Annotated in this window: 22 protein-coding genes; 21 read left to right on the top strand and 1 reads right to left on the bottom strand. The window is 39.3% G+C overall.

The window, feature by feature from the left end; genetic code table 11:
• The first annotated feature begins 8 nt into the window (after window positions 1-8).
• A complete protein-coding gene (locus G628_RS0111105; protein WP_027209160.1) occupies window positions 9-1,223 on the top strand; it encodes a hypothetical protein in 1,215 nt (404 codons plus the stop codon).
• Window positions 1,220-2,368 carry a hypothetical protein gene (locus G628_RS0111100; RefSeq protein ID WP_027209159.1) on the top strand — a complete coding sequence of 383 codons (1,149 nt, stop codon included), beginning with the start codon at window positions 1,220-1,222 and terminating at the stop codon, window positions 2,366-2,368. The genes G628_RS0111105 and G628_RS0111100 overlap by 4 nt, the downstream gene beginning before the upstream one ends.
• A gap of 18 nt (window positions 2,369-2,386) precedes the next feature.
• Here the strand turns inward: G628_RS0111100 and G628_RS18235 are convergent, their stop codons facing one another.
• Complete coding sequence (locus G628_RS18235; RefSeq protein WP_027209158.1) at window positions 2,387-3,205, bottom strand: hypothetical protein; 819 nt, start codon at window positions 3,203-3,205, stop codon at window positions 2,387-2,389.
• Window positions 3,206-3,434: 229 nt separating this feature from the next.
• Between G628_RS18235 and G628_RS0111090 the strand changes: the two genes are divergently transcribed.
• From G628_RS0111090 to rbr, 19 genes are all read left to right on the top strand, one after another.
• Window positions 3,435-4,781: a hypothetical protein gene (locus G628_RS0111090; protein WP_155833804.1), complete on the top strand. Its 1,347-nt coding sequence runs from the start codon at window positions 3,435-3,437 to the stop codon at window positions 4,779-4,781.
• Between the two features lie 326 nt (window positions 4,782-5,107).
• A complete protein-coding gene (locus G628_RS0111085) occupies window positions 5,108-5,917 on the top strand; it encodes a hypothetical protein (protein WP_027209156.1) in 810 nt (269 codons plus the stop codon).
• A complete protein-coding gene (locus G628_RS18230; protein ID WP_051199166.1) occupies window positions 5,904-6,692 on the top strand; it encodes a hypothetical protein in 789 nt (262 codons plus the stop codon). The genes G628_RS0111085 and G628_RS18230 overlap by 14 nt, the downstream gene beginning before the upstream one ends.
• 113 nt (window positions 6,693-6,805) lie before the next feature.
• Window positions 6,806-7,678 carry an alpha-1,2-fucosyltransferase gene (locus G628_RS0111075; RefSeq protein ID WP_026656680.1) on the top strand — a complete coding sequence of 291 codons (873 nt, stop codon included), beginning with the start codon at window positions 6,806-6,808 and terminating at the stop codon, window positions 7,676-7,678.
• A gap of 84 nt (window positions 7,679-7,762) precedes the next feature.
• Window positions 7,763-9,571: an ABC transporter ATP-binding protein gene (locus G628_RS0111070; RefSeq protein ID WP_027209155.1), complete on the top strand. Its 1,809-nt coding sequence runs from the start codon at window positions 7,763-7,765 to the stop codon at window positions 9,569-9,571.
• A gap of 92 nt (window positions 9,572-9,663) precedes the next feature.
• Window positions 9,664-10,707 (top strand): alpha-1,2-fucosyltransferase, encoded by a 1,044-nt coding sequence (locus tag G628_RS0111065; protein ID WP_027209154.1) that lies wholly within the window; start codon window positions 9,664-9,666, stop codon window positions 10,705-10,707.
• A gap of 93 nt (window positions 10,708-10,800) precedes the next feature.
• Complete coding sequence (locus tag G628_RS0111060) at window positions 10,801-11,562, top strand: DUF5672 family protein (protein WP_242827217.1); 762 nt, start codon at window positions 10,801-10,803, stop codon at window positions 11,560-11,562.
• Window positions 11,559-12,599 (top strand): glycosyltransferase family 2 protein, encoded by a 1,041-nt coding sequence (locus tag G628_RS18225; protein WP_027209153.1) that lies wholly within the window; start codon window positions 11,559-11,561, stop codon window positions 12,597-12,599. The genes G628_RS0111060 and G628_RS18225 overlap by 4 nt, the downstream gene beginning before the upstream one ends.
• Before the next feature lie 3 nt (window positions 12,600-12,602).
• Window positions 12,603-13,556, top strand: coding sequence for a glycosyl transferase GT17 family protein (locus G628_RS0111050; protein WP_026656684.1), 954 nt, complete (start codon window positions 12,603-12,605; stop codon window positions 13,554-13,556).
• 5 nt (window positions 13,557-13,561) lie between these two features.
• The gene (locus G628_RS0111045; RefSeq protein WP_026656685.1) at window positions 13,562-14,746 is read left to right on the top strand and encodes a hypothetical protein; all 1,185 of its coding nucleotides are present in this window, start codon (window positions 13,562-13,564) and stop codon (window positions 14,744-14,746) included.
• On the top strand, window positions 14,731-16,233 hold the full coding sequence (locus tag G628_RS0111040) for a DUF3329 domain-containing protein (RefSeq protein ID WP_026668088.1): 1,503 nt from the start codon (window positions 14,731-14,733) through the stop codon (window positions 16,231-16,233). The genes G628_RS0111045 and G628_RS0111040 overlap by 16 nt, the downstream gene beginning before the upstream one ends.
• A gap of 34 nt (window positions 16,234-16,267) precedes the next feature.
• Entirely contained in the window at window positions 16,268-17,260 is a 993-nt protein-coding gene (locus G628_RS18220) for a glycosyltransferase (RefSeq protein WP_027209152.1), read from the top strand.
• Between the two features lie 6 nt (window positions 17,261-17,266).
• Complete coding sequence (locus G628_RS17250) at window positions 17,267-18,475, top strand: polysaccharide pyruvyl transferase family protein (RefSeq protein WP_051199165.1); 1,209 nt, start codon at window positions 17,267-17,269, stop codon at window positions 18,473-18,475.
• The gene (locus G628_RS0111025) at window positions 18,472-19,401 is read left to right on the top strand and encodes an alpha-1,2-fucosyltransferase (RefSeq protein ID WP_026668086.1); all 930 of its coding nucleotides are present in this window, start codon (window positions 18,472-18,474) and stop codon (window positions 19,399-19,401) included. The genes G628_RS17250 and G628_RS0111025 overlap by 4 nt, the downstream gene beginning before the upstream one ends.
• Window positions 19,401-20,957: a lipopolysaccharide biosynthesis protein gene (locus tag G628_RS0111020; protein WP_027209151.1), complete on the top strand. Its 1,557-nt coding sequence runs from the start codon at window positions 19,401-19,403 to the stop codon at window positions 20,955-20,957. Before G628_RS0111025 ends, G628_RS0111020 begins: the two co-directional genes overlap by 1 nt.
• Window positions 20,958-20,959: 2 nt before the next feature.
• On the top strand, window positions 20,960-22,057 hold the full coding sequence (locus G628_RS0111015) for a glycoside hydrolase family 88 protein (protein WP_027209150.1): 1,098 nt from the start codon (window positions 20,960-20,962) through the stop codon (window positions 22,055-22,057).
• Window positions 22,058-22,215: 158 nt separating this feature from the next.
• Window positions 22,216-22,473, top strand: coding sequence for a hypothetical protein (locus tag G628_RS0111010; protein ID WP_027209149.1), 258 nt, complete (start codon window positions 22,216-22,218; stop codon window positions 22,471-22,473).
• Window positions 22,474-22,682: 209 nt separating this feature from the next.
• Window positions 22,683-22,835: a hypothetical protein gene (locus tag G628_RS18990; RefSeq protein ID WP_196803756.1), complete on the top strand. Its 153-nt coding sequence runs from the start codon at window positions 22,683-22,685 to the stop codon at window positions 22,833-22,835.
• Window positions 22,836-22,924: 89 nt separating this feature from the next.
• The gene (gene rbr, locus G628_RS0111000) at window positions 22,925-23,482 is read left to right on the top strand and encodes a rubrerythrin (RefSeq protein ID WP_026668081.1); all 558 of its coding nucleotides are present in this window, start codon (window positions 22,925-22,927) and stop codon (window positions 23,480-23,482) included.
• Window positions 23,483-23,612 lie beyond the last annotated feature (130 nt).

The following is a 23,612-nucleotide window of genomic DNA, read 5'->3' as shown; positions in this document are numbered from 1 at the left end:
AAAAAACTATGAGTAAGAAACAGATATTTAAGATAATAATTTTCATAGTGGCGGTTATGTGGCTTATCCCTCATATCACTTACTGTATCAGAACCCCCAGTGATGCGAAGGATAGGTTTGTCGGTTTTTATGCGGAAAAAAAGAATACGATAGATGCTGTTATTATCGGTTCAAGTCCTGTTCCTTATTGTATTGCTACACCAAGAATCTACGGGGATATGGGGATAACCATGTATCCGCTTTCTACAAATATGCAAAGACCTGTTGCAGCAAAGTATCTTGTGGAAGAGGCTCTTAAGACGCAGGATCCGGATCTTTTTATCTTTGAGATGAAGATGTGGCAGGCAGAGGATGAGCAACTTATAAATGCAGATAAAGATAAGCACATGGGTCACACAAGGGAAGTTACGGATAACATGAAGTATTCTCTTAACAGGATTCGCGCCATAAATGCGATGGTAGATGAAGATTATGCAGATGATGCAGAAGATTCTGAGAATGATGAAGATGATGCAGAGAATGCTGAGAGTGACGATGATGGCAAAGTTAATGAGGATATGAAACGCATTAACTTTTACTTTGATATTTTTAAGTATCATTCAAATTGGAAGACGCTTGTAATGTGGAGCCAGCTACGTACGTTTTTTTATGAGTATCCTGATGATCTGAAAGGTTTTACGTCTTCTGATGAGGTTGGACCTGCGGAAAAAGAGAATTGCCATAATGCTACGGATGTAGTGAAGATGCCTGCTGAGCAGGAAGAATATTTGGCGGATCTTATTTCATGTCTTAATAAGCATAATAAGGATGCGCTCTTTATTATCACTCCGTTTACCGTAAGCGAAGAGGAGCAAAAGAAAATCAATTACATCAGGGATTATGTGACAGAGAGAGGCTACAATTTCCTTGATATGAATCAGCATCTAGATGAGATTGGCTTTGATGAGGCTACCGATTACAAAGACGGCGGAACTCATACAAATATTGTCGGCGCCGATAAGGTGACCGTGTGGTTTGAAGATTACCTGTCAGAGAACTATGTTAAGACAGGCAAACTTGGCAAACATGACAGAAGACACGGCCGCAATTACAATTCCTGGAAGAAGTCTTATGACCTCTGGATGGAAGAACTCTCTCTCGGTGAAGATAAGATTCGTGAGAGAATTGCGAACGGAGATTATTGGAAATCGGAAGTAAATGACGAGAATGAAGAGGCAGAATGAAGGTAGGAAAAATATTTTTAGTAATGTTGTGTTTATTACTGACAGCATGCGGTGATAATAAAGAACCAGTTTCAGGTGATATTTGCAGTGACGTATCGATCGAGGAGGCAACAAATACATATAAGGCTGTACGAACGAACTTGGATAATCCAATTGCTCCGTCTTGCAGTGAAAAAGAAGATGACGAGAGGTATAGATCATTTTTTGAAAAAGAATTTGTAGATACGGCTTCAAATTTATGGGGGCGACTATGGATGCCGAGTTTTCTTTTTACTTATGTAGATTTTGATAAAAATGGTTCTGATGAGCTTGTTATTGGAGATGGTGAGGGAATCTATTTTGTTATTACCGAAGTTAATGGAAAATATAATAAATCAGGTTCCTACGGGTGGCTTCAAAATTATGGACCGTTGCCTTCCAAACATGTAGGAAACGGATATTTTATTACAATGGCCGATGGTGGAAGTTTCACAGAACTGACTCATTATGAGCCGGCAATAAATGATATGGGAATCATTGCATATCTTAATGGGAATTATAAATCGAACAGAGGTAGTTGTTGGGATCTTTATATTCTAAAAGAAGGCGGTGTTCCTAATATTCATAAAATTAATGATTACGAAGATTGTTATGGTAATCCAAATTATATGCATTCATCACTGGATTATAGCGATTATGATTATGACGTTGACTTTAACTTTAAATATTTTAAAGGAGAGGGCGGTCTGGTAATGAATGAGCTTGGACTTAAGTATGCGGATCTCGTAAAGTCACATGATGGAGAAAATTGGCTAGAGGAACTCACATGGCGATCTGTTGGTGAAATGGTATTTATGAACAGTAAAATTTATTCTACGAAGAATATCTCGTCGGAAATGTCACATCTTTTAAGTGATGTGACAATGACGGTTTGTATTTATATCAATGAAAATGAAAATATTGATACAATAGAGGATTATATTAATTCTTATGGTTATGATAGAGATGGCTTTATAGGAATGATTCAGGACAGAGTCATGTTTGAAGATAAATATGTCAGATATAACGGGAAAATATCGCATAATCAAATTATAACCGATGATGGTTCATCCATGCCCTGTGATGAATTCTATGAACTTGTGAGGGACGTGCTCAAAAACAGCTAAAAAGAAAATGGTATTAAATCAGTATTCACTTAGAGCAGTAATAAATTCTTCTTTGTTACAACCGTCGCAAAATGAAGATATAGCTGCTTTTTCGTCATATATTTTGTTCAGTTTTTCATAATATGTTTTTTCATCGACTTCTACATCGTCTATGGCATAGTGAAAATCAAGAAATTTTCCTGCTTCGTCATCCCAACTGCCAAAATCATGTGTATAGTTGCTGCCTGAAAAAATACATTTCCATTTTCCTTCCGAAAGGGAATAAACTATATCATAATATTGTCCTTGGCACCCATTCGAATTACATAGAAGTCCTTTTTTTTCAATATACGAAAAACCCAACCTAAGCGTATGAAGTATGTTTACTTCTCCATGATGAAATGAAACAATCAGACATCCTTCTGCTTCACAATAACCCTCAATAGCAAGTTCGGGAATATCATCGTCATCTACATAAATGAGACTATAACGCGGGAAATCTGGGGCGGTTTCAATGTATGCTTTATACCCTTCTTGCCATGAAGAAAACCCTTTTCCAAATATCCACTGATTCTCGAGGGAGCCATCGCCATCGCAATAATATTCTTCCGGATTCTCAAGAATCTCAGAATATGAATCCTCGTATGAATCAGTGACAACACTTACGTTTTTGACTGCATCATCGGAAGAAGAGGTGTTATCAGCGCCGGAAATACCAATGGATGCGATATCTTCATCGTGCGTAGAAGTAGAGCCGGCATCAGTGGATATGTCGTTTGCTATATCGGTTTTTGTATTTTGGCATCCTGCAAGCAAAGCTGTTATGCAGATCAGTATTATAAATGCTTTCTTCTTCATAAAAAAATCTCCTAAATGGGAATCAATTTAGTATCCGGCTTATGCATTGTTTACAGTCTTCCTGTCGGTGCGCGCGCCCCCATTAAATCGCATTATACAGTATAACTCATTTGTAGGACTTATTTTGATGATGCAGGGGTAAATCACAAAGAATTCACAATGGCCTTGCAGACTAAAATGTATAATAAAAGCCGTGAAGATTTGTACTATGAAGGATATTTGGAATCAAATGCAGAAAAAGAAAATAATAACAATAATTTCAATAATATTACTTGTGTTGGGATGCAGTTACATAGCATCAAGTAATATACTCTCGAAAAAAAGCGACAAAGAAATTACGTTGTCAAAGGCAGAGCTAAAGAGATTTACAGAAGCGTTTAATACAGATGAGTACAAGGGTTTCCTCGAGAAAACTTTTAACAAACAAGATGAAACTGATTCTTTTTATTCTGAACATTTAGCAAGTTTAAAAAACACATATACATGCACAGCGGGAAAGAGAAAAGGAGATCATTATGTACTGAGATTTCAGGTGAACTCTGATTCAGACAAGCATTATGGACTTTTTGCCGACAGAGTCATTTCTTTTACTAAATCGGATGAAGAGTTTCTCATGGAATCTAATGCTATTCAATGGGATGATCATTGTGATAAAGAGCATTGCTATGAGGTAAAATTGTCACGCGTTCAATTTAACGAGCCGATTAAACTTATCACGTATCCTGCGGAATTAGACGGCAGAGTATCTATTATTCTCACAAAAAATAACCGTTTTCTTACAGAACTGAAGATGAGCTGTGAAAAATCATCGTGGAAAGAAACTCATTTAATAAAAATTATTGACGTTGGTTTTTTTGATTTTGATGAGGATGGGGTAAAAGATATTATTATTATCGCGGACAGCGAATTCGGAAAACAGGTTCTTCTTTACAGTACAGGATCTCTTTCTACGTTCATACAGCGTAATGAAGATTCTTTTGAGCCTGAATGGATAATCGATGAAAATACAATGTCTAAAATTGGAGGAGACTTTACTGTTGAAAGCATGAAGAATATCTTTTCCGGTATAGATGGTGTATACAGTAGCTATGAAGAGTGCTACACGGCAATTGCCAAAAAGTATTATTTTGACATCGATTGGAATTATTGGAAATATAATCTTATATATGCTGACGATGATGATATTCCGGAACTGGTAGTTGATCATCCCGGCTTTTTTATGTCTCTTTATACGTATGAAAACGGTCATGCCAGGTGTTTAATGAATCATTGGGGATATGGTATGGGAGGGAATCCGGGATACCAATATGCCCCTGGGAAGGGTATATATCATGCAGAAGATGGCAGTATGTCAGGTTCATATGAGGAATATATGTCAAAACGAGCCAAGGGCGAATTGGTACCGGATTATGAAATTGAAGATGCGGAGAAGTATCATAATTGTACTGAGAAAGAAATGACCGATGAAGAGATTATCGCAGAAGTGAATAAAATCAAGAAATATAGATTTGAGCAAATTGAAGGAACTATGAGATTTGAAGAACTTATGGGTTCACTAAATGGAGCTGAAGATTGAGACGTATAAAGGAGCATTTGGAAGAAGCTTTTGATCGGTGATGCAAAACAGTGTGGTGGGATTTATAAGAGAATAGTCTTCTCCGCTTAAAATAGAATAGGCATTATGCCCTGTTGTCGGCATTGAATGGCTGTTGAAAAGCCGCCGACTGAATAATGATATCAGATAAATCTTAAGAAATACCGTCGAAATTTCTTAAGATTTTATGTATATGGTAGATTTTTGTGTGGGGTTAAACACGAAAATTCTATTTGACGCACGTCAAATAGAATTTTATAATATAGAAAAATATTTGACGCACGTCAAATAAAAACAAAGGATGTAATATGGCAAAGGTAATAAGAGAAACTCAGGATCTTACATATCTAAATTGGTCGCATGTGCGGAATTCTTCCGGAACAGCAGGGACTTATCTGAAATCGAGTTCGATCATAGGCGGTCACAAGAAGTATTATAAGCTTTCTAACTTTGATTTGGAAAAGGGGATAGTGGGACATGAGTGTATAAATGAAATAATAGTGGATAGACTTCTTGATATTCTTGGAGTGGAACATCTTGAGTATGAACTGATAAATGCTGATATTGAGATTGATGGAAATATATACAACACGTATCTTTGTGCATCATATGATTTCAAAGAGCGTGGAGAGAGTAAGGCTTCGCTTGATGATTTCTACAGACTTAATGCGCAGCCCGGAGAATCACATTATGATTTCTGCATTAGGATGGGATGGAGAGAGTATATCGAGAATATGCTGGTAATTGATTATCTTATCCTTAATCGAGACAGACATGGAGCTAACATCGAAGTGCTGAGAAATGCAAGAGCGCATACCGTTAGGGTTGCGCCTCTGTTCGATCATGGATTGTCTCTGTTATGTTCTTGTTCGTCGGATGACGATGCAAAAAAATTTGACATAATGGGAGATAAACAATGCAATAATTTCATAGGCAGCAGATCAACTTTTGAGAATCTGTCTCTTTTATCCACCAAAGGAAAAACGCTGAAAGGAATACTTGAGGCTAAGCATAAAGAAGAGATATTCAAGGATCTGGAGGGAGTGTTGTCAGACTTTTTTATTGATACTATTTGGAATATGATCTATGGAAGGTACAAGGTTTATGAAAATCTATGATATCTATGATGAAGATAATAGTCTTGATATAGGCGTTTTACTGTACCATGAAAAGAGCAAGTCGTTTATGATTGAGCTTAGAAGCGAACTTGATGAGTGGACAGCGCCGCTTCTTTTTGCGAGTTTTGTAAAAAAAGAAATCTATACAATTCCAAGGGAAGCGAGTTTGATGTGGGTGAGAGAACGTGTTATTCCCATAGGAAGGCAGAATATAGGCAATATACTGTCTACTCACAAGCTGAAAGAGTATGATGAAATGAAATTTTTGGAATTGGCGCAAGGACGGTGTTCACAGGATGGACTGTGCATACGGAAGATAGATGAGCTCCCTGAATTTGTTGCGGAGAGGGATGCGCATAATCTGGTTGATTGTACAGCGCTTGCAGGAGATTTTTTGCTGTGCTTTTTTAAAGATAAAACAGTAAAAAAAATATCCCTTTCAGACATTTCGGATTTACGGGGAGTAAATAAGGTGATCGCAAGCAGAGACCTTTATGAGTCATGTAGCCTCGGTTGGGGTGGTTATTATGTTACGTTCAACGATTCCATAGATATTCCTTCATGGCTTCTTTATGAGAAAGGGCGTATGATTGATATTTCCTATGAGGATTTTATTACCTTTATAGGAAAAAATATTGTCGATACGACCAAGGCATGTGAGCTGCTTGAGTGTACAAGGCAGAATCTTTCGTATCTGGTTAAGCAGCATAACATAGAGCCTGTTATGACCGGAGTTAATGGGAATCTCTATCTTAAAAGTCAAATCACCGGATGACCGCAAATGTCAGGACATTCATAGATGTTTGAGTATATATACATTCTGGGTTATAATGATGTAGTGTATGCGATAAAATAGATGCTATACGGGGAACTTCATTCGGAGGGTGTATGATTATCATTCAACTTAAGGGCGGTCTGGGTAACCAGATGTTCCAATATGCGCTGTATATAGCGCTGAAAAACAGAGGCAAGACCGTAAAGATTGATGATGAAACGGGATTTGTAAATGACAAGCTAAGGACTCCGGTTCTTGCCGGATATGGGATTGATTATGATAAGGCCACTAAGGAAGAAGTTGTTGCTCTTACGGATTCCAAGATGGATATCATAAGCCGTATCAGAAGGAAACTTACAGGCAGGAAAACATTCAGGATAGATGAAGTGTCCGGAAGATTCGATCCTAAGATACTTGAGCTTGAAAATGCCTATCTTGTCGGATATTGGCAGAGTGATAAATATTTCTCGCAGGAGAGTGATATCAGGGATATCAGACATGCTTTTGAGAAGAGACCTCAGGAACTTATGAGCGATGCTGTGAGCTGGTCAGTGCTTCAGCAGATAGAATGTTGTGAGTCTGTCAGCCTTCATGTGAGAAGAACCGATTATATAGATGCGCAGCATAAGCATGTTCACAATCTGTGTTCGGAAAAATATTACAAAGATGCGGTAAACAAGATACTGCAGGAGTATCCCGACGCTGTATTTTTTATCTTTACCGACGACAAAGAGTGGTGTAAAGAGCACTTCAAGGGACCCAATTTCAATGTTGTTGAACTTGAAGAGGGCGAAGGAACTGATATAGCCGAGATGATGCTTATGAGCAGATGCAAGCACCATATTATAGCGAACAGTTCATTCAGCTGGTGGGCTGCATGGCTTAATGATGCACCTGACAAGCTGGTACTTGCTCCTTCCAAGTGGATAAACAACAAAGATATGGATGATGTCTATACGGACAGAATGACAAAGATTGCGATCTGAGCAATGCGGAATTAAATGATACGGAGCAATCTACATATCATTCAGGAAAAATACAAAAGAGGGATATAAGAAAACGTACAGATTATGAGTAATACCGATAATAAAAAAGTCAGTTTATTTTCAAAACTCAGATATATATTTGATAGAAAGCAGAAGGGACAGTTGGTAATATTGGCTGTCCTTATACTCTTTGGTGGTATTTTTGAAACATTTAGTATTTCAATGATGATTCCTGTTATGGCAGGCATTATCAATCAGGATAAGCTCCAAAGTGCCATTAAGGATAACAAAGTTCTAAGAATTATTGCAGAAAGTCTTAATCTCGGTACGGGATCCGAACTGGCTGCTAAATTGACGGTTTGTCTGATTGTTTTGTTCCTGGTAAAAAATGCATATCAGATATTTCTTATCTACAGGCAGAATACCTTTATCACAAGAGCAAGAAACGACATGATAAGCAGAGTCATGAGGGAATTTTTGAACAGACCTTATGAGGATTATCTCGGTGCAGATATTCCGACTGTTTTTAGAATTACAGACAGTGATATACCAAGAACATTTACGCTTATGTTATCGCTTTTATCGCTTTCTACGGAATTGGTCGTTTCCATGGGACTTGGAATGGTGCTTATTATAACCGATCCGATCTTGACGGTTATATGCGTGTTTGTTTTTGTTGCATTAACTCTTTTTAATACCAAAGTTTTAAAGCCTAAGCTTAATAAGACGGGAAAAGAGAATCAGGAAACCCAGTCAAGGATTGCAAAGTGGAGACTGCAGGCAATATATGGTCTTAAAGATGTTAAAGTTCTGAACAGACAGGATTTCTTTATAAGAAATTATTATGAGTCCGGTAAAGTCGGTGCGGATCTGGCAAGGGATTACTCCGTACTTAATAATATGCCGAGAACTCTTATAGAGACCGTGTTTGTAGCTGTTGTCCTCTTGTATGTTCTCTTTTTTAAGTTGAATTCAAACGGTGTACAAAATGCAGGCGATGTTGATAAATTGATAATCGCGCTCGGACTTGTTGCTACAAGGCTTATGCCTGCTGTTAACAGGATAAATACTTATATTGCCGAGATTGCCTACAACCAGTACAGCCTTGATTTTGTATATAACAATCTTACCGATTCAATGAAGATGGATAAGGCCATGAGAGCGGAGAGAGCTGCAATCGCAGGTCCCGAGCTTCATTTGGAAAAAGAGATTGAGATAAAAGATATCACTTTTGCTTATCCGGACGCTGAGACAAATATATTTACCGGAGCAAATATGGTTATTCCTAAGGGAAAATCAGTCGGTATCATAGGACCTTCGGGTGCCGGTAAATCAACTGTTGTGGATATTATCCTCGGTCTTTTGCATGTGCAGAGCGGTGAGATTCTCTGCGACGGAAGCAATATATTCAGTAATTACGATTCATGGCTTGCGCAGATAGGTTATATTCCTCAGACAATCTACATGGTTGATGAGTCTATAAGAGAGAACATTGCATTCGGTATAGATGCAGACAAGATTGATGAGGACAGAATCTGGGAAGTTATGGAAGAAGCCCAGCTTGCTGACTTTGTTAAGAGCCTTCCGGAAGGACTTGACACGAAGATTGGTGACAGAGGTGTGAGACTTTCAGGCGGACAGAGACAGCGTATAGGAATTGCGAGAGCTCTATATCATAATCCCGAGATACTAGTGTTTGATGAGGCTACAAGTGCTCTTGATAATGAGACAGAGGCAGCAGTTATGGAGGCTGTCAACAGCTTCCACGGCAAGAAGACAATGATCATCATAGCTCACAGGCTCAATACTATTGAGAACTGTGACATAATCTATGAGGTCAAGGACGAGAAGATCACACAGACTACTCTCGAGGGCAGAAACGTTATTCACTGACGCTGTGCAGGGATGTGCGGTTTACAGAACGGCGAATATTCGCTTTGCAATACCGCCCTCGAAATGCTTTCTTCTCAGAAGGAAAAGATAATATGATCGGAACAGAATTTATAAAAGGATATGGACTTGGAAATCAGCTCTTTTTCTATGTTGTGACAAGGTGCATGGCTGAGGAAAAAGGTGTGGATTTCGGTTTCATTAATCCCGGACAGGTCGGAAACGTTTTTCACTCCAACAAGGGAATGTATTTTATGGACATTGACCTTGGAACTGAGATACCGCCTGAGGACAGGGATAAATACACAATCTTTAACGAGCAGGACGATCGCCTTTACATGGGCAATTCAAGGCACGACATGAGTAACGGGTGTTACATAAGCGGTGCGGACAAAAGACTTTTTGAGATTGAGGACAATACTCTTATCTACGGAAATCTCCAAGATGAGAGCTATTTTGAAAAATACAGAGACAAGATAAAGGACTGGCTTAAGGTTAAGCCCGAGGCTGAGTCATATGAATATACAAGCGACGATCTCTGCATCATCAACATAAGAGGCGGCGAGTATACAAATCATCCCGAGCTCTATCTTGACAGAAAATACTTTTTAAATGCGATAAAGCATATGAAGAAGATAAATCCAGATATGAAATTCATGGTGGTAACTGAGGATGAGGAAGCTGCAAGAAAGGTGCTTCCGGAGTACGAATGCCATCATTTCGATATGGGAAAAGATTATGTTACTTTGAAGAATGCGAGATATCTGATCTTGTCGAATTCATCTTTTTCCATAATGCCGGTGCTTTCAAGTACGGAACTTAAGTATGCTATAGCGCCAAAATATTGGGCTAGACATAATATCTCAGACGGCTTCTGGTCCTCTGAGCAGAATATATACAGTTTTCTTCATTATCAGGACAAAAAAGGCCGTATATTTGAGGCTGACGAGTGCCGAAGAGAACTTGAAGAATATAAAAAGAGATCGAGACTCTATGCGCGAAGAAATATAAGGCCCGGCAAGATAAGGCTCTTTTGCCAGATAATCAGAAGGAAGAGCCTGTACGGTGTCTTTTACCTGAAGAAAATCGTAAGGAGCTTAGAGAAAAGAGTCGGAATAATCAAGAGATTCAGTTATTGAATTAACCGGATCATAAATAACTTTGTTGCATCATTATATGTGTCAATAAGCAGGTTAAAAGAAATGATCGCGGTAAATAAACAGAGGAACAAAATGGGAAAAAAGATTAAGCTCCCTCAGGTTACGCTCTGCGCAATGACGAGTGTCAACGTCTATGAGACTGTGCAGGCGCTTAAATACAGCATGAGGGAAATCGAGTTTGGTGACGTTGTTCTGGTATCGGATAAAAAGCCTTTTTATCTGCCAAAGAATATCAGATTCAGCTATACTTCAAAGCTCGACAGTATCGATAAATTCAATTACAAAATGGTCTATGAACTTAAAGACCATATAAATACAGATTTTGTGCTGCTTGTTCATGCGGACGGATTTGTTATTCATCCCGAGAACTGGAATGATGAGTTTCTTGAGTACGACTACATCGGCTCTCCCTGGCCGCTTCCCAAGAATGATTACGCTTACAGGGACAGCAAGGGCACGATATGCAGAGTCGGAAACAGCGTGTCCATAAGGTCTAAGAGACTTTTGGAGTTTCCTTCCAAGTACAACCTTAAGTGGGAGAGGGTTGACGACGGATTTTACAACGAAGATATTTTTATCTGCTGTCATTCCAAGAATGCAATGGAAGAAAAGGGCTTTAAGTGGGCGCCTTTTGAACTTGCACTTACATTCGGAAGAGAGCATCCGCTATCTGAGAATAAGGGCATAGAGCCGTTTGTCTTCCACAAGTGGTGGGGAGAAAATGCGGATTATCCCAGATTTTACAGCCCGAAGAAGCGCTTTAAGATGGCTGTCAGACCGTTCCTGTTTTGGAGAAAGACCAAAAAGTGGAAAGAGGAGCATAACATTACATGATCTTTTCAATCATAGTTCCCGTGTGCAACGGTGAGAAGTATATCCGCGAGGCGGTTGATTCTGCGCTTGCACAAAAAGTAAATAGCGAGGATATGTTTGAGATCATTCTTTCCGAGAACGGTTCGAGTGACAAAACTCCTGCGATATGCGATGAATATGCCGCTGCGAGCGATAATGTTTCCGTCATCCACAAAGGAAAGATAGGGCTTTATCAGGCAAGGCAGGAGGGAATAAAGGTCAGCAAAGGCGACTATATTCTTGCACTCGATGCGGATGATAAGCTTGTTCCGGGAATGTTGTCAAAGCTCGCAGGTCTTATCAGGGATTATGAGAAAAAAGGAAATGCTCCCGAGCTGATTTTTTTCAATGCGACAGAGCTTGACGGCGATAATACAAGGCTTAAAGATTTTTCTTTTACAAGTGGAAAAATCTACAGCGGAGATGAGAAGCGTGCTTTTAAAGAGCTTGTACTAAAGGGTGATTACCTGAATGCCATGTGGATAAAGTGTATTCACAAGAGTATTGCGCTTATAGATGTTGAGAGAATCGGGCTTAACTACGGCGAAGATCTTCTGCAGACCGCGGAGTATGTCGACAGAGCCGACGGGATAGCCTACATAGATGAGATTCTTTATTATTACAGAAGAAACGAGCAGAGTCTGACTGCGAGTTATAACAAAGCTTTTCTTGATAACCAGAAGATCGTTTGGGGAGAAATCGACAGAATGGGCGATAAATGGGGGCTTACAGATCTCTTTGATGTTCTTGATAAGAGAAAATCCCTTACCTGTGCCATTGCGGTGGCAAAGATTGTTTACTCAGGATTGTCCTATGGGCAGAAGAAGAGAAAGCTTTCGGAATTGTTTTCAGATGATTTTTACAAAAAGTATTTTGAGACGGATCTTCCGTGCTTTGCGCCCGAAGAGGACATATACGTTCACGGTCTTATGACTGTAAACGGCGGAAAAAATCTGTACAGAGAAGCTTTTGTCAGTACTGTTAAGACTGCGATCAAGAGGATTGTAGGTAGGAGATAACAGATGGTTTATGATTTAATACCATTTTTCAACGAACTTGATATATTAAAGCTAAGGCTCGGAATTCTCGATAAGTACGTGGATAAATTCATTATTGAAGAAGCTACGGTGACTTTTTCGGGAGAGCCCAAGGAACTTTGTTTTGATAAGAACAGAGAGCTTTTTAAGGATTATCTTCACAAGATAGTTTATATAACGGTTGATGATACACCTATGGATATCTCAACGCATGAAAGAGATTATTATCAAAAGAACTGCTTAAAGCGCGGACTTGAAGAAGTGGGCGCGACGGCAGACGATGTGCTTATCTTCGGAGATGTCGATGAGATTCCGAATCCGTCCGTTCTTGAGAACATCATTGCTAATTTTGACAAGAACAAGGTTTATCATCTGGCTCAGAGAAACTTCTATGTATACATGAACATGGAAGAGAAGTCGGGAAAGCTTTTGTCCATAACGGGAGAGTTTCCTGAGATAGCTGAAAAAGACAGAAAGTGGCTAGGAACCAAGATCACGTCACTTGATAATATACCTAAAGAAGGCATTGTAAGGCTTCGTGATATCATTCCCGTAACGGACGAAAGGTCTGTGCGAGTTGCGAACGGCGGCTGGCATTTTGGATATATGGGCGGCTACAAAGAGACCAATCCCGCAAAGAGGATAGGAATCAAGGTTAAGGCTGCAGCACATCAGGAGCACAATGACAAAGAGGTTCTTGCGGAGACCATGGATCACTTGGTTCTCGGACAGGATATTTTCGGCAGAGCAGCGAAGTTTGAAAGAGGCGAGGTAGACGAGACTTATCCCGCATATCTTCTTGAGCATATGGATGAATACAGGCATCTTGTAATGCCTAAGATCACAGCCGTATCAAAGCTTTACCACTACTTGGATATTACGGCGGGAAGATTTATGAGAAAAGCTTTTCGCAAGATAAAAAGAATTCTTAGCAGGTAGATAACATGAACTTTTTAAGTGAAGAAAAAAGGGCTAAACTTAGTGAAGTTTTATTTTACGTTGCGCTCAGCATTGAGCTTGGTATAATGCTGTTGGAAAAGACTGTAATTCCTTTGCATGATTGCCAGAGTTATGTGTATCGTGTGACCTTTCTTTTGACGCTTATTGTTGTGCTTTTAATGAAGCATGACAAAAAAGAATGGATAGTAATAGGTGCGGTATGCTTGTTTACTTTTGTGAGTTACAGGATTTCAGGTAAGAATGACCTGCTTAGATATGCAGTATTTATGATGGCTGCAAGAGATATCGACCTTAAGAAGGCTATGAAGTATATTTTTTACGTATCGGTAGCAGGGTATGCATTGATAGCACTTTTATCCGTTGTCGGGAAACTGGGAGTTGTTGCACCACCTCCGAGAGATTACGGACGAGGCGACATAGAAGTGCGTTATGAGTTTGGATTTGGTCATGCCAATACATTCTATGGCAGTGTTTATGCATTTGTGTTACTTTGGATGTGGATTTACGGCGAAGCTGCTTCGTTAAGGGAGTGGCTGCTTGTATTTGCTCTCAACTTTATGGCAAGCGTGGTTTCGGCAACCAGGACAGGAATGCTTGTAAGCGTTTTGACATTCGGTGTGGGATTTTTGGCAAGATTTTATAAGAAGATCAAAGAGTGCAAGATTGTTTATGTACTTACGGCGCTTGTGACACCGGTCTTTTGTGTGGCTTTTTCTGTTTGGTCGGCTGTTGTAAGTAAGGTGCCAAGGTATGAGTTTGAGCACAAACATTATGATCTGATCGAATGGATTGACGATAAGCTTAATAACAGAATACACGATCTGTACAGGGAAACTGAGAAACATGCAGGTTCAATATGGACTTGGAAGCTCTTTTCCGATGGCAATAGCGAAGAGACCTTTGACATGGGCTGGGTAAGGATTTTTTACTGGTACGGGATAATCCCGGCTATTGTTATCTCGGCGCTTATTGTTCTGATCATATATATTTGTTATAAGAAAAAAGATGTTTGGACTTTGATCGTAATTTTATCGCTTTCAATCTATACGGTTGTGGAAGCGACATTTGTATCGGAGTATATAGGCAGGTTGTTCATACTCCCTGTAATAGGAGTTTATCTCGGGGAGTTTGTAAATAGAAAAAAGGATGGAGAATGTCTGAGAAGTTAAGAAAAAAGATTTTTTATATATTGATGGCTGTAGCTTTTTTGTCAGTGCTTATCTATGCGTTTCTGACTCCTAATATGTCGGATGATCTTGTTTATTGGGATCGCGACGATTACGGAACGAAACTGGCAAATAGTTTCTTTGATCTGTTTAAGCTTGAATACATGCATTATCTGGATCATAGCGGACGAAACGTTGCTCATTTTATACTCAGAATTTTTTTGTTCATGAGAACAAAGTGGGTGTTCAATGTAGTTTCTGCGCTTGTATTTATGATTCAGACACTTCTTATATATGCGAATGTTGATATGAAGAAGAAGTATGACATCAGAGTATATGCGCTTGTAATAAGCTTTTTGTGGATATTCGATCCTGCGATCAGTAACACGGTATTCTGGGAGGACGGAGCGTGTAATTACCTCTTCACAACGACGATAATCCTCGGTTTCATCACATATTTCAGGAAATGTATGAATCTTGAAAAAAAGAGTACGCCCGGAGTGATCGTCTCGGTTACTGTATTGGGAATTCTTGCCGGCTGGTGTAATGAGAATACATCGGGCGGAGCTATATTGTTTATATTGATGATTCTCTTTCTTAAGTGGAGAGAGAAGAGGAGCCTTTCCTTTGTTAAGCCGTGGATGATCTGCGGACTTGCCGGAAGCATTGCCTCATTTATGTTAATGTTTTTGAATCCCGCAAATTTCTCAAGAGCGGAAGACGGAGCTTCAAAAGAAGCACATACGGGTCTTTTGGGAATTATGGCAAGATTTCTTAAGATGATCGTGAATATAAAGGAACATTATATTGTTATTACACTTATGTTTGTGGCTTTGATCATCATCATTCGCAGTATATGTGCTTCTGAAGAAAAATATAAAGAAGTTACAGCGTATATGAGACTCATGGCTTTTATAGCGCTTGCTTCGGCAGTTGTTCTTATTCTGGTGCCTGATGAACCGCAGCTTAGAGCTTACTATGGTGCGAGCATCTTCTTTATGATTGCGGTGTTAAACGGTATTGCTGTTATGATGAATATGACCGATCTGACCGTATCTGCTGAGAATGATAAGCTTGAGAAACTACTTCAGGGATTATACACTTCAGTGATCGCTGCTGTCGGAATCTGGCTTTCGTTTACTTATATCACGCAGGGTGCGTTTGTTGCGCGAGTTTATAGGGAATATAGTGAGAGATATCTTTATCTTGAGGAGCAGGCGAAGGCAGGAGAAACTGATGTAGTAGTTCCGATACTCAGACCGCAGTGGAAATGCAAATATACCGAGATGGCATATGATTCCGACATTGCTCTCGGTGATGGCGTTATCGATCTTGAAACCGGTGAAAAGCGCGGTTACAATTCAAATTATTATACATATGCATGCCACTTTAGACTTGACAGCATTACAGGAGTTGAAAGGGATGGCTGGACGGATTATCCTGAATATTCTATGTGGGATTTAATATCGCACACCATAATGAAAAAGTAAAGATAGTTTTACCCGCAGTACCATGGAGAAAGTTTTGAACACAGAAATACTTGTTAGCATCATAATCCCCATATATCAGGCAGAAGGCACGCTCAGAGAGTGCGTCTTGTCTTGTGTTACCCAGAAAGGGATTGAAATTGGTGATTACGAGATTATTCTTGTGGATGACGGCTCCAAGGACGACAGCGCAAAGATTGCAGATGAACTTGCCGAAGAATACGGGCAGGATAAGATAAAGGTCAAGCACATAAAGAACAGAGGCGTTTCGGGAGCAAGAAATATCGGGCTTGAGATGGCAACGGGAAAATATGTGTATTTTGTTGACGCAGATGATACAATATCTGAGTATTGCATCGCAAATATGCTAAAATACGTTGATGAAAACACTGTTTTGGCGGATGGATGCAAGAACCTTGATTCGCCTTATGTGTTAAGCGGTTATCAGTACATTGAAAACTATACTCTTGAGAGTAACACTCATGTATGGGGAAAGCTCTTTTTACGTGAAAGACTTTCCGAGGCACACATTCATTTTAAAGATGGGCTCACTATCGGAGAAGACCTGCTTTTTTTACTTGATGTGGCACTTTCCGAAGGAAAGAAAAAAGGCGTAAAGGTCGTTCCTGTGGAAGCTGATGATTACAGATATACAGATAACGAGAACGGAGCCATGAAAACCGCTTTTAAAGAAAGTTTTCTGGATCAGCTTACATGTTGGGAAATTGCTGAGGATAAGCTTAAAGAAGTTCATGAGTATATTTCGGTTTATTCTTTTGTAAAAGTTGCTGTTTCGCAGATACTTACGGCACTTCTTGTTATCGGAAAGGTATCTGTCATTCCTGAGAATGAGAGGGATAATGACCTTGCAAGGGAAGCGGTTAATGCCGCGGGCGACAGAATCAGGTACGCTTTGAAGACAAGAGGTGCATTTGCCGCATTGTCTTTTGGCCACAAGATAAAAGTTATTTTGTTCAAGATTAGTCCTAAATTTTATTTGAGTCTATATGCAAAATATAAGGACAGGTGAATATATATGAATATTGATTTTAACAGACCGATAATTTTATATATGCACGCAGGTTCGGGGAACCATGGTTGTGAGGCGATAGCCAATACTACAGTTAAGTATATTGCCGAGCAGAGAGAGAAGACCGGGGCTGAGGAGGATCTTCCGCTTTTTGTTGTAACCAACAGCTGCGCGGAGGACAGAAAATATTCACTTGGAATTCTTGAAAAAAAGGGACTTTGTACTATTGTTGAAGAAAGACATATAGACAGACACTTTATTCCTCATGTAATCTACTATTTGTGGAGACTGGTCACAAGGGATAAGCAGTCTTTTTTGAGATACAGATATAAGGACGCGTTTAAAGAGTTTGACAACGCTGTCGGAAAAGCCAATAAAGGGAAAGGTGCAAAACCGCTTGCCATTTCTATAGGCGGAGATAATTATTGTTATAAGAGCCTGGTTCCCGATCTTATATTGGCGCACAAGGTTTTTATTAAAAGAGGATTTGAGACGATACTTTGGGGATGCTCTATTGAGCCAAAATCCCTTAAGGATAATAAGCTTGTTAAGGATCTGAAGGCTTATGACATGATCTATGCAAGAGAGTCCATTACTTACGATGCGCTTGTTAAAGCAGGTTTTGATAAGGATAAGCTTATTTTTGAAAAAGATCCGGCATTCAGGCTTGATACAGCGAAGGTTCCCGGAATCAACGGTTTTCTTCCGGGCAATACGGTCGGAATAAACTTAAGCCCGATGGTTCGTAATCTTGAAAAAACACCGGGTATTACTATGAAGAACTACAGTAATTTTATTGAGTTTATTCTTAGGAATACTCATCAGAACATCGCGCTTATTCCGCATGTTGTGTGGAAAAACAATGATGACAGGAAGCCGCTTAAAGAGCTTTACGATATACATAAGTACACGGGCAGAGTTGTTATGCTGGATGATATGCCCGCTGAGAAGCTGAAAGGCTATATATCAAAGTGCAGTTTTTTTGTCGGAGCAAGAACTCACAGTACAATTGCGGCTTACAGTAGTAATGTTCCCACACTTGTTATAGGATATTCGGTAAAGAGTAAGGGAATTGCAAAAGATCTTTTTGGAACATACAAGGACTATGTCCTTCCCGTTCAGAAACTGGCAAGCGAAAACGCGCTTGTTGACGCATATATGCGTATTATGGAAAAGCAAAATACAGAAGCAGAGGCACAAGGAGGAATACAATGATCATAATTCAGATTGCGGGCGGTTTGGGAAACCAAATGCAGCAATATGCGCTATATAGAAAACTCCTCAGTCTCGGAAAAGAAGTTAAGCTGGATATTTCCTGGTTCAGTGAAGAAGTACAGAAGAAGATGCTTGCTCCCAGAGAGTTTGAGCTTCCTCTTTTTAAAGATCTTCCTTTTGAAGTCTGCACCGATGAAGAGAGAGACAGATTTTTAAAGCAGAATCTTTTTTCAGCGATCAAAGGGAAAATAACCAAGAAACTTGGACTTACTGCATCTTCAAATCCAAATGTGTTTGTTGAGACTAAGATGTATCACCCCGAGATATTTGAGTTTGAAGATAAGTATATTACAGGTTATTTCTTATGTCAGAAATACTATGAAGATATTATGGATGAACTCAGGGAACTCTTTGTATTCCCTCCTCACAGAGATTCGGATCTCGCAATGAGAAACAGGATCATCTCTGAGAAGATGGAAAGATTTCCTTCTGTCAGTGTACATTTGAGAAGGGGAGATTATCTCGATCCGGCAAATGTAAATATTCTCGGAAATATTGCTTCTGATGATTACTACAAGAATGCGATGGATTATTTTTTGAAAAAAGATCCTGAGACGCATTTCTATATCTTTACAAGCGATCACGATTACGCGAGAGAGCACTATGGCGATATCTCCAGATATACGATCGTTGAATGGAACAACGGCAAAGACAGCATACAGGATCTCATGCTCATGAGCCACTGCAGAGGCAATATCTGCGCCAATTCCACATTCAGCTTCTGGGGCGCAAGACTCAACAAGAGACCGGATCACGAGGTCATCAGGACATACAAGATGAGGAACAATCAGCCGATAGATCCTGATACCATGCATGACTATTGGAAGGGCTGGATTCTCATGGACAATAAAGGAAACATAGTATAATGGGAAGAGTTCAGGCGGCGAAGAAGAATATTTTATTCGGGTACGTAGGGCAAGTTGTGTCTTTGATCATGACCTATGTTTTACGTACCATTTTCATCATGAAAATCGGCAAAGAGATGCTTGGTGTAAACAGTTTATATGCCAATGTTTTGCAGCTACTTAATATGGCTGATATGGGCATAGGAACTGCTCTTAATTTCAGTCTCTACGGACCTGTTGCCAGAGGTGAAAAAGAAAAGATCAAGTCCTACATGCAGTTATATAAAAAAGCATATAATTATATAGCTTTTGCTGTGTGTGCTATTGGACTTATTCTGGTCCCATTTCTCAAATATCTGATAAATCTTCCGGAAGATTTTGAAGTTGCACAGAGAGATCTTATACTTTATTATCTGATATTTCTTTTTAATACGGTGAGTACGTATTTTGTTGCATATAAGTATAGTCTTGCAAATGCAGAGCAAAAAAATTATGTTCAGACAAATGTAATTACGTTCACAAAAATAATAACTGTATTCTTTCAGATTATTGTGGTTCTTGTTACCGGCAATTTCTATCTTTATCTTATTACAGATGCGGTAATACAGTTGATACAAAAGATATTTGTCTCAAAGTATCTTGATAATATGTATCCATATCTTAAGGAAAAGAATATCGAGAAACTGTCTAAGGATGAAGAGGGCGAAGTTTGGACCAAAACAAAGGCACTTGTGTTTCACAGAGTCGGAGATGCGTTCAGACTTCAAACGGATCAGCTTATCATTTCACCATTGCTTGGAACAGTTATGTCGGGTGTGGTGGACAATTATAATCAGATAATTGTTCAGACTTCTAATTTTGTAAATATCATTTTCAATTCCGTAATATCCAGCTTTGGTAATTTGATAGCAACAGAAGATAAGTCAAAACAGTACAGTATGTTCAAGGTTTATAGATTTTTTGCTTCGTGGGTTTATGGATTTTCTGCTACCGGATTTATGCTTCTTATTTCTCCGCTTGTAAACATATGGCTTATCAAGGGGGGAAAAGTGGCTCCTGAAGAAATAGGCGAGTGGATTCTTCCCGGAGTTGCTGTTTTTCTGATTCTTACAGATTACTATTTTAAGGGTGAGAGAATAGTTCTTTCAAATTATAAGACGGCGGCAGGCGTATTTGAACAGGATAAGTATCTTGCTTTGATTCAGGGAATCGTCAACTTGATATTGTCGATTTGGCTTGTTCAGACGCCGCTTGGTATTTCGGGTATATACGTAGGAACAGTGGTGTCAGGTCTTATTGCCAATATGACTAAGCCTGTTATTATTTACAGAGCATGTTTTGGTATGAGCGCTGTTAACTATTATATTGATTCGTTTAAGTATCTGGCATCAATGGCAGTTGTAATGGGGATATGTTATTTTATCAGGCAACTTGTAATGCCTGAGCCTACGATACTTGGATTTGCAGCAATGGTAGTTATTATTACCGTTGTATTTAACGGAGTATATTTTCTTTTATACGGAAGAAGTGAAGAATTCAGATATCTTTGTGGAAAACTCAAGGCCAGAAAGGCGTAATTGTGGACAACTCTGCATATTATGAAGTGGTCGGAAAGACCGTAGAACAGCTTAATAATATTATGAATGTCAGCCTTTCGGACAGGGTGAAAGATGCTGTAAAAAAGGCACTTGGCAGAAGCGTGCGGACAAAAGATCCGTTCTTTTGGCATGCGGGGATGCTTATGGTAGGGCTTGTTTCGGCGCTTGAGTGTCTCGATAAAGATGAAGACGCTAAGGAAATTAGCGATAAGATCAAGGCTTCTCTTGAAAGCCATGTGGATCTGTGGCTTAGGAAGACGGGCGGTAAAGTAAGCTTTGTAGATGATGCGCTTGCGGGATTTGCGCTTATTAAGGCTTATGAGATAACAGGAAATGAGAAATATAAGAAAGCGGCAGACGCAGTCAGTTCGTATTTGAAGAATGCGGGAAGAGATGCGGAAGGCGCGATTCTTTATAACTCCGGAAGAAGCGGAAATATCTTTGCCGACGGAATCGGGCAGGTTTCCATGTTTATGGCGGCTTGTGGTGATAAGGCATTTGACAGCAACGAGCAGCTGAGACTTTTTTTAAAAAACGGAATGGACGAAGTGAGCGGACTTTGCTATCACGGCTATGAACTAAGGAAAGATGCCGACGTTAACGGAACTTCTAAGAATTGTTATGTTTCTGAGAAAAAAGGAATTCTTTGCTGGGGAAGAGCGTTTGGCTGGCTTATCATGGGTGCGAGTGTAAATGCTTCTTTGGGCAAAGCAAATGAAGAGTCCCTGAAATATTTTACAGATATGTGCGAGGCGGCACTAAAGTATCAGAGAAAAGACGGTGGCTGGAGCTGGCAGATGCAGGCTGTTGATGGACATATAGATCTGTCTGCAACAGGTATGATAGCATATGCACTTGGTTATGCGCTTAATAATGATGTTTTTGGTGAAGATGATATATCAGGCAGAATCAGTGAGGCGTTAAAGAAAGCAAAAGATTGTATATATGCCCACACCGAAAGCGGGATTGTGACTGATTCGCTGAGCTCGTGTGATGACTTTGCGGTGCATTATCAGACCTACGGAAATAATCCATGGGGACAGGGGGCGGCATTGGCAGCGCTTTCAGTAATACATTAAATAGAAAAAAATTAGAGGAAATGCCGGTTGATTCAGCATTTCTTCTTTTTTTGCATAAAATTTTGCTATTGTATTAAGAAAAATATGATGGTATACTTCATGTAGTAATCAAAACTACATCAGATGATTTTGTAATCGAGATACGTGGGAGGTATAATATGAATACCAAGGAATTAAAGAAGTTTTTTAAGGAGCATCTTGTTCCTTCGAAATTATATAAGGTTGGCGGACATCACAAGAATCGCGTTTGTCTTGCTAAGACAGAAAACGGATGGGAAGTTTTCTTTCAGGATAAAAAGGAGAGAATCGGGGTTATAAACTTCCCTGACGAGGCTTCAGCTTGTGACAAGATGAAGGAAGAGCTTCGCAAGATGATGGAGCAGCTTTATGGAGTGACATGGGCTCCGGCCAGATAATTAAAGTAATATGGATTAGTTCGTATATCGTTGGATGTCAAAATGTACTTTTGGCATCCATTTTTCATTTGATAGGAAATCCTTATCAAATAAAAATGTAAAAAGGGTGAAATGTTATGAAAAAGACTATGGTTTTATGGAGTGCGATTGCGATTTAGGCAATCATGCATGTTGTTTTGGGTTCATTTGGAATTATGTCATTAACGAATATGAAAAGTGGAGGATTCGTTATTGCCGCATATATAATCGCAACAGATCAGGTTATAAAGAACGTTGTGGATATGATACCCGGAGAGTCATTTATGGATATGTTCGCAGGGGGCTTAAGAAATAAATTATTTTTATATAAAATTACGAAATAAGCTTTTTTGAGATACAATCTCTATGTTAAAATACGATTACAGGTTGGATATGAGTATTTATACAAAAAAATGGAAAAGGAGATTAAAATATGGCAAATTTAGAACCCAGAACAAACGAACTTAAAGGAACAGAGACAGAAAAGAATTTGCTTGCTGCATTTGCAGGTGAGTCTCAGGCAAGGAATAAATATACATATTTTGCTTCAAAGGCAAAAAAAGACGGCTATGTTCAGATCAGTAAGATCTTTGAAGAGACAGCCAATAACGAGAAAGAGCATGCTAAGCTCTGGTACAAGATTCTTTCAGGAATCGGTTCAACTGTAGAAAATCTTAAAGAAGCAGCAGAAGGTGAATCTTACGAGTGGCAGGAGATGTATCCTTCTTTTGCAGCAAAAGCTCGTGAAGAAGGTTTCAACGATATTGCATACCTTTTTGACAGAGTTGCTGAAATTGAGAAAGAGCATGAGCAGAGATACAAAAAACTTCTTGAGAACATCGAGAAAGAGCTTGTATTCTCATCAGAAGGCGATTCTATCTGGATCTGCTCAAATTGCGGTCATATTGTAGTAGGACCTAAGGCTCCCGAGATGTGTCCTGTTTGCAATCATCCTAAGAGCTATTTTGAGAAGAAGGCAGAGAATTATTGATATAGAGCTGATTGGCTTATATTTATAATGACAGGTCAAAAGAGCTTTCGCAGAGATTTAGACAGTCTTTGTGAAGGCTCTTTTTCTGTTGTTGTTATGAATTAATAATTTTTTTATAAATAGGGTATTG

It is taken from the genome of Butyrivibrio hungatei NK4A153, from assembly GCF_000424465.1.
Classification (GTDB): Bacteria; Bacillota; Clostridia; order Lachnospirales; family Lachnospiraceae; genus Butyrivibrio; species Butyrivibrio hungatei_A.
This window is presented reverse-complemented; position numbering and strand designations above follow the sequence as displayed.

What these genes read in the sequence shown, in the direction of transcription:
- G628_RS0111105 (WP_027209160.1), top strand. Translation starts at nt 9, where the DNA reads ATGAGTAAGAAACAGATATTTAAGATAATAATTTTCATAGTGGCGGTT.
- G628_RS0111100 (WP_027209159.1), top strand. Translation starts at nt 1,220, where the DNA reads ATGAAGGTAGGAAAAATATTTTTAGTAATGTTGTGTTTATTACTGACA.
- G628_RS18235 (WP_027209158.1), bottom strand. Translation starts at nt 3,205, where the DNA reads ATGAAGAAGAAAGCATTTATAATACTGATCTGCATAACAGCTTTGCTT.
- G628_RS0111090 (WP_155833804.1), top strand. Translation starts at nt 3,435, where the DNA reads ATGCAGAAAAAGAAAATAATAACAATAATTTCAATAATATTACTTGTG.
- G628_RS0111085 (WP_027209156.1), top strand. Translation starts at nt 5,108, where the DNA reads ATGGCAAAGGTAATAAGAGAAACTCAGGATCTTACATATCTAAATTGG.
- G628_RS18230 (WP_051199166.1), top strand. Translation starts at nt 5,904, where the DNA reads ATGAAAATCTATGATATCTATGATGAAGATAATAGTCTTGATATAGGC.
- G628_RS0111075 (WP_026656680.1), top strand. Translation starts at nt 6,806, where the DNA reads ATGATTATCATTCAACTTAAGGGCGGTCTGGGTAACCAGATGTTCCAA.
- G628_RS0111070 (WP_027209155.1), top strand. Translation starts at nt 7,763, where the DNA reads ATGAGTAATACCGATAATAAAAAAGTCAGTTTATTTTCAAAACTCAGA.
- G628_RS0111065 (WP_027209154.1), top strand. Translation starts at nt 9,664, where the DNA reads ATGATCGGAACAGAATTTATAAAAGGATATGGACTTGGAAATCAGCTC.
- G628_RS0111060 (WP_242827217.1), top strand. Translation starts at nt 10,801, where the DNA reads ATGGGAAAAAAGATTAAGCTCCCTCAGGTTACGCTCTGCGCAATGACG.
- G628_RS18225 (WP_027209153.1), top strand. Translation starts at nt 11,559, where the DNA reads ATGATCTTTTCAATCATAGTTCCCGTGTGCAACGGTGAGAAGTATATC.
- G628_RS0111050 (WP_026656684.1), top strand. Translation starts at nt 12,603, where the DNA reads ATGGTTTATGATTTAATACCATTTTTCAACGAACTTGATATATTAAAG.
- G628_RS0111045 (WP_026656685.1), top strand. Translation starts at nt 13,562, where the DNA reads ATGAACTTTTTAAGTGAAGAAAAAAGGGCTAAACTTAGTGAAGTTTTA.
- G628_RS0111040 (WP_026668088.1), top strand. Translation starts at nt 14,731, where the DNA reads ATGTCTGAGAAGTTAAGAAAAAAGATTTTTTATATATTGATGGCTGTA.
- G628_RS17250 (WP_051199165.1), top strand. Translation starts at nt 17,267, where the DNA reads ATGAATATTGATTTTAACAGACCGATAATTTTATATATGCACGCAGGT.
- G628_RS0111025 (WP_026668086.1), top strand. Translation starts at nt 18,472, where the DNA reads ATGATCATAATTCAGATTGCGGGCGGTTTGGGAAACCAAATGCAGCAA.
- G628_RS0111020 (WP_027209151.1), top strand. Translation starts at nt 19,401, where the DNA reads ATGGGAAGAGTTCAGGCGGCGAAGAAGAATATTTTATTCGGGTACGTA.
- G628_RS0111010 (WP_027209149.1), top strand. Translation starts at nt 22,216, where the DNA reads ATGAATACCAAGGAATTAAAGAAGTTTTTTAAGGAGCATCTTGTTCCT.
- G628_RS18990 (WP_196803756.1), top strand. Translation starts at nt 22,683, where the DNA reads ATGAAAAGTGGAGGATTCGTTATTGCCGCATATATAATCGCAACAGAT.
- rbr (WP_026668081.1), top strand. Translation starts at nt 22,925, where the DNA reads ATGGCAAATTTAGAACCCAGAACAAACGAACTTAAAGGAACAGAGACA.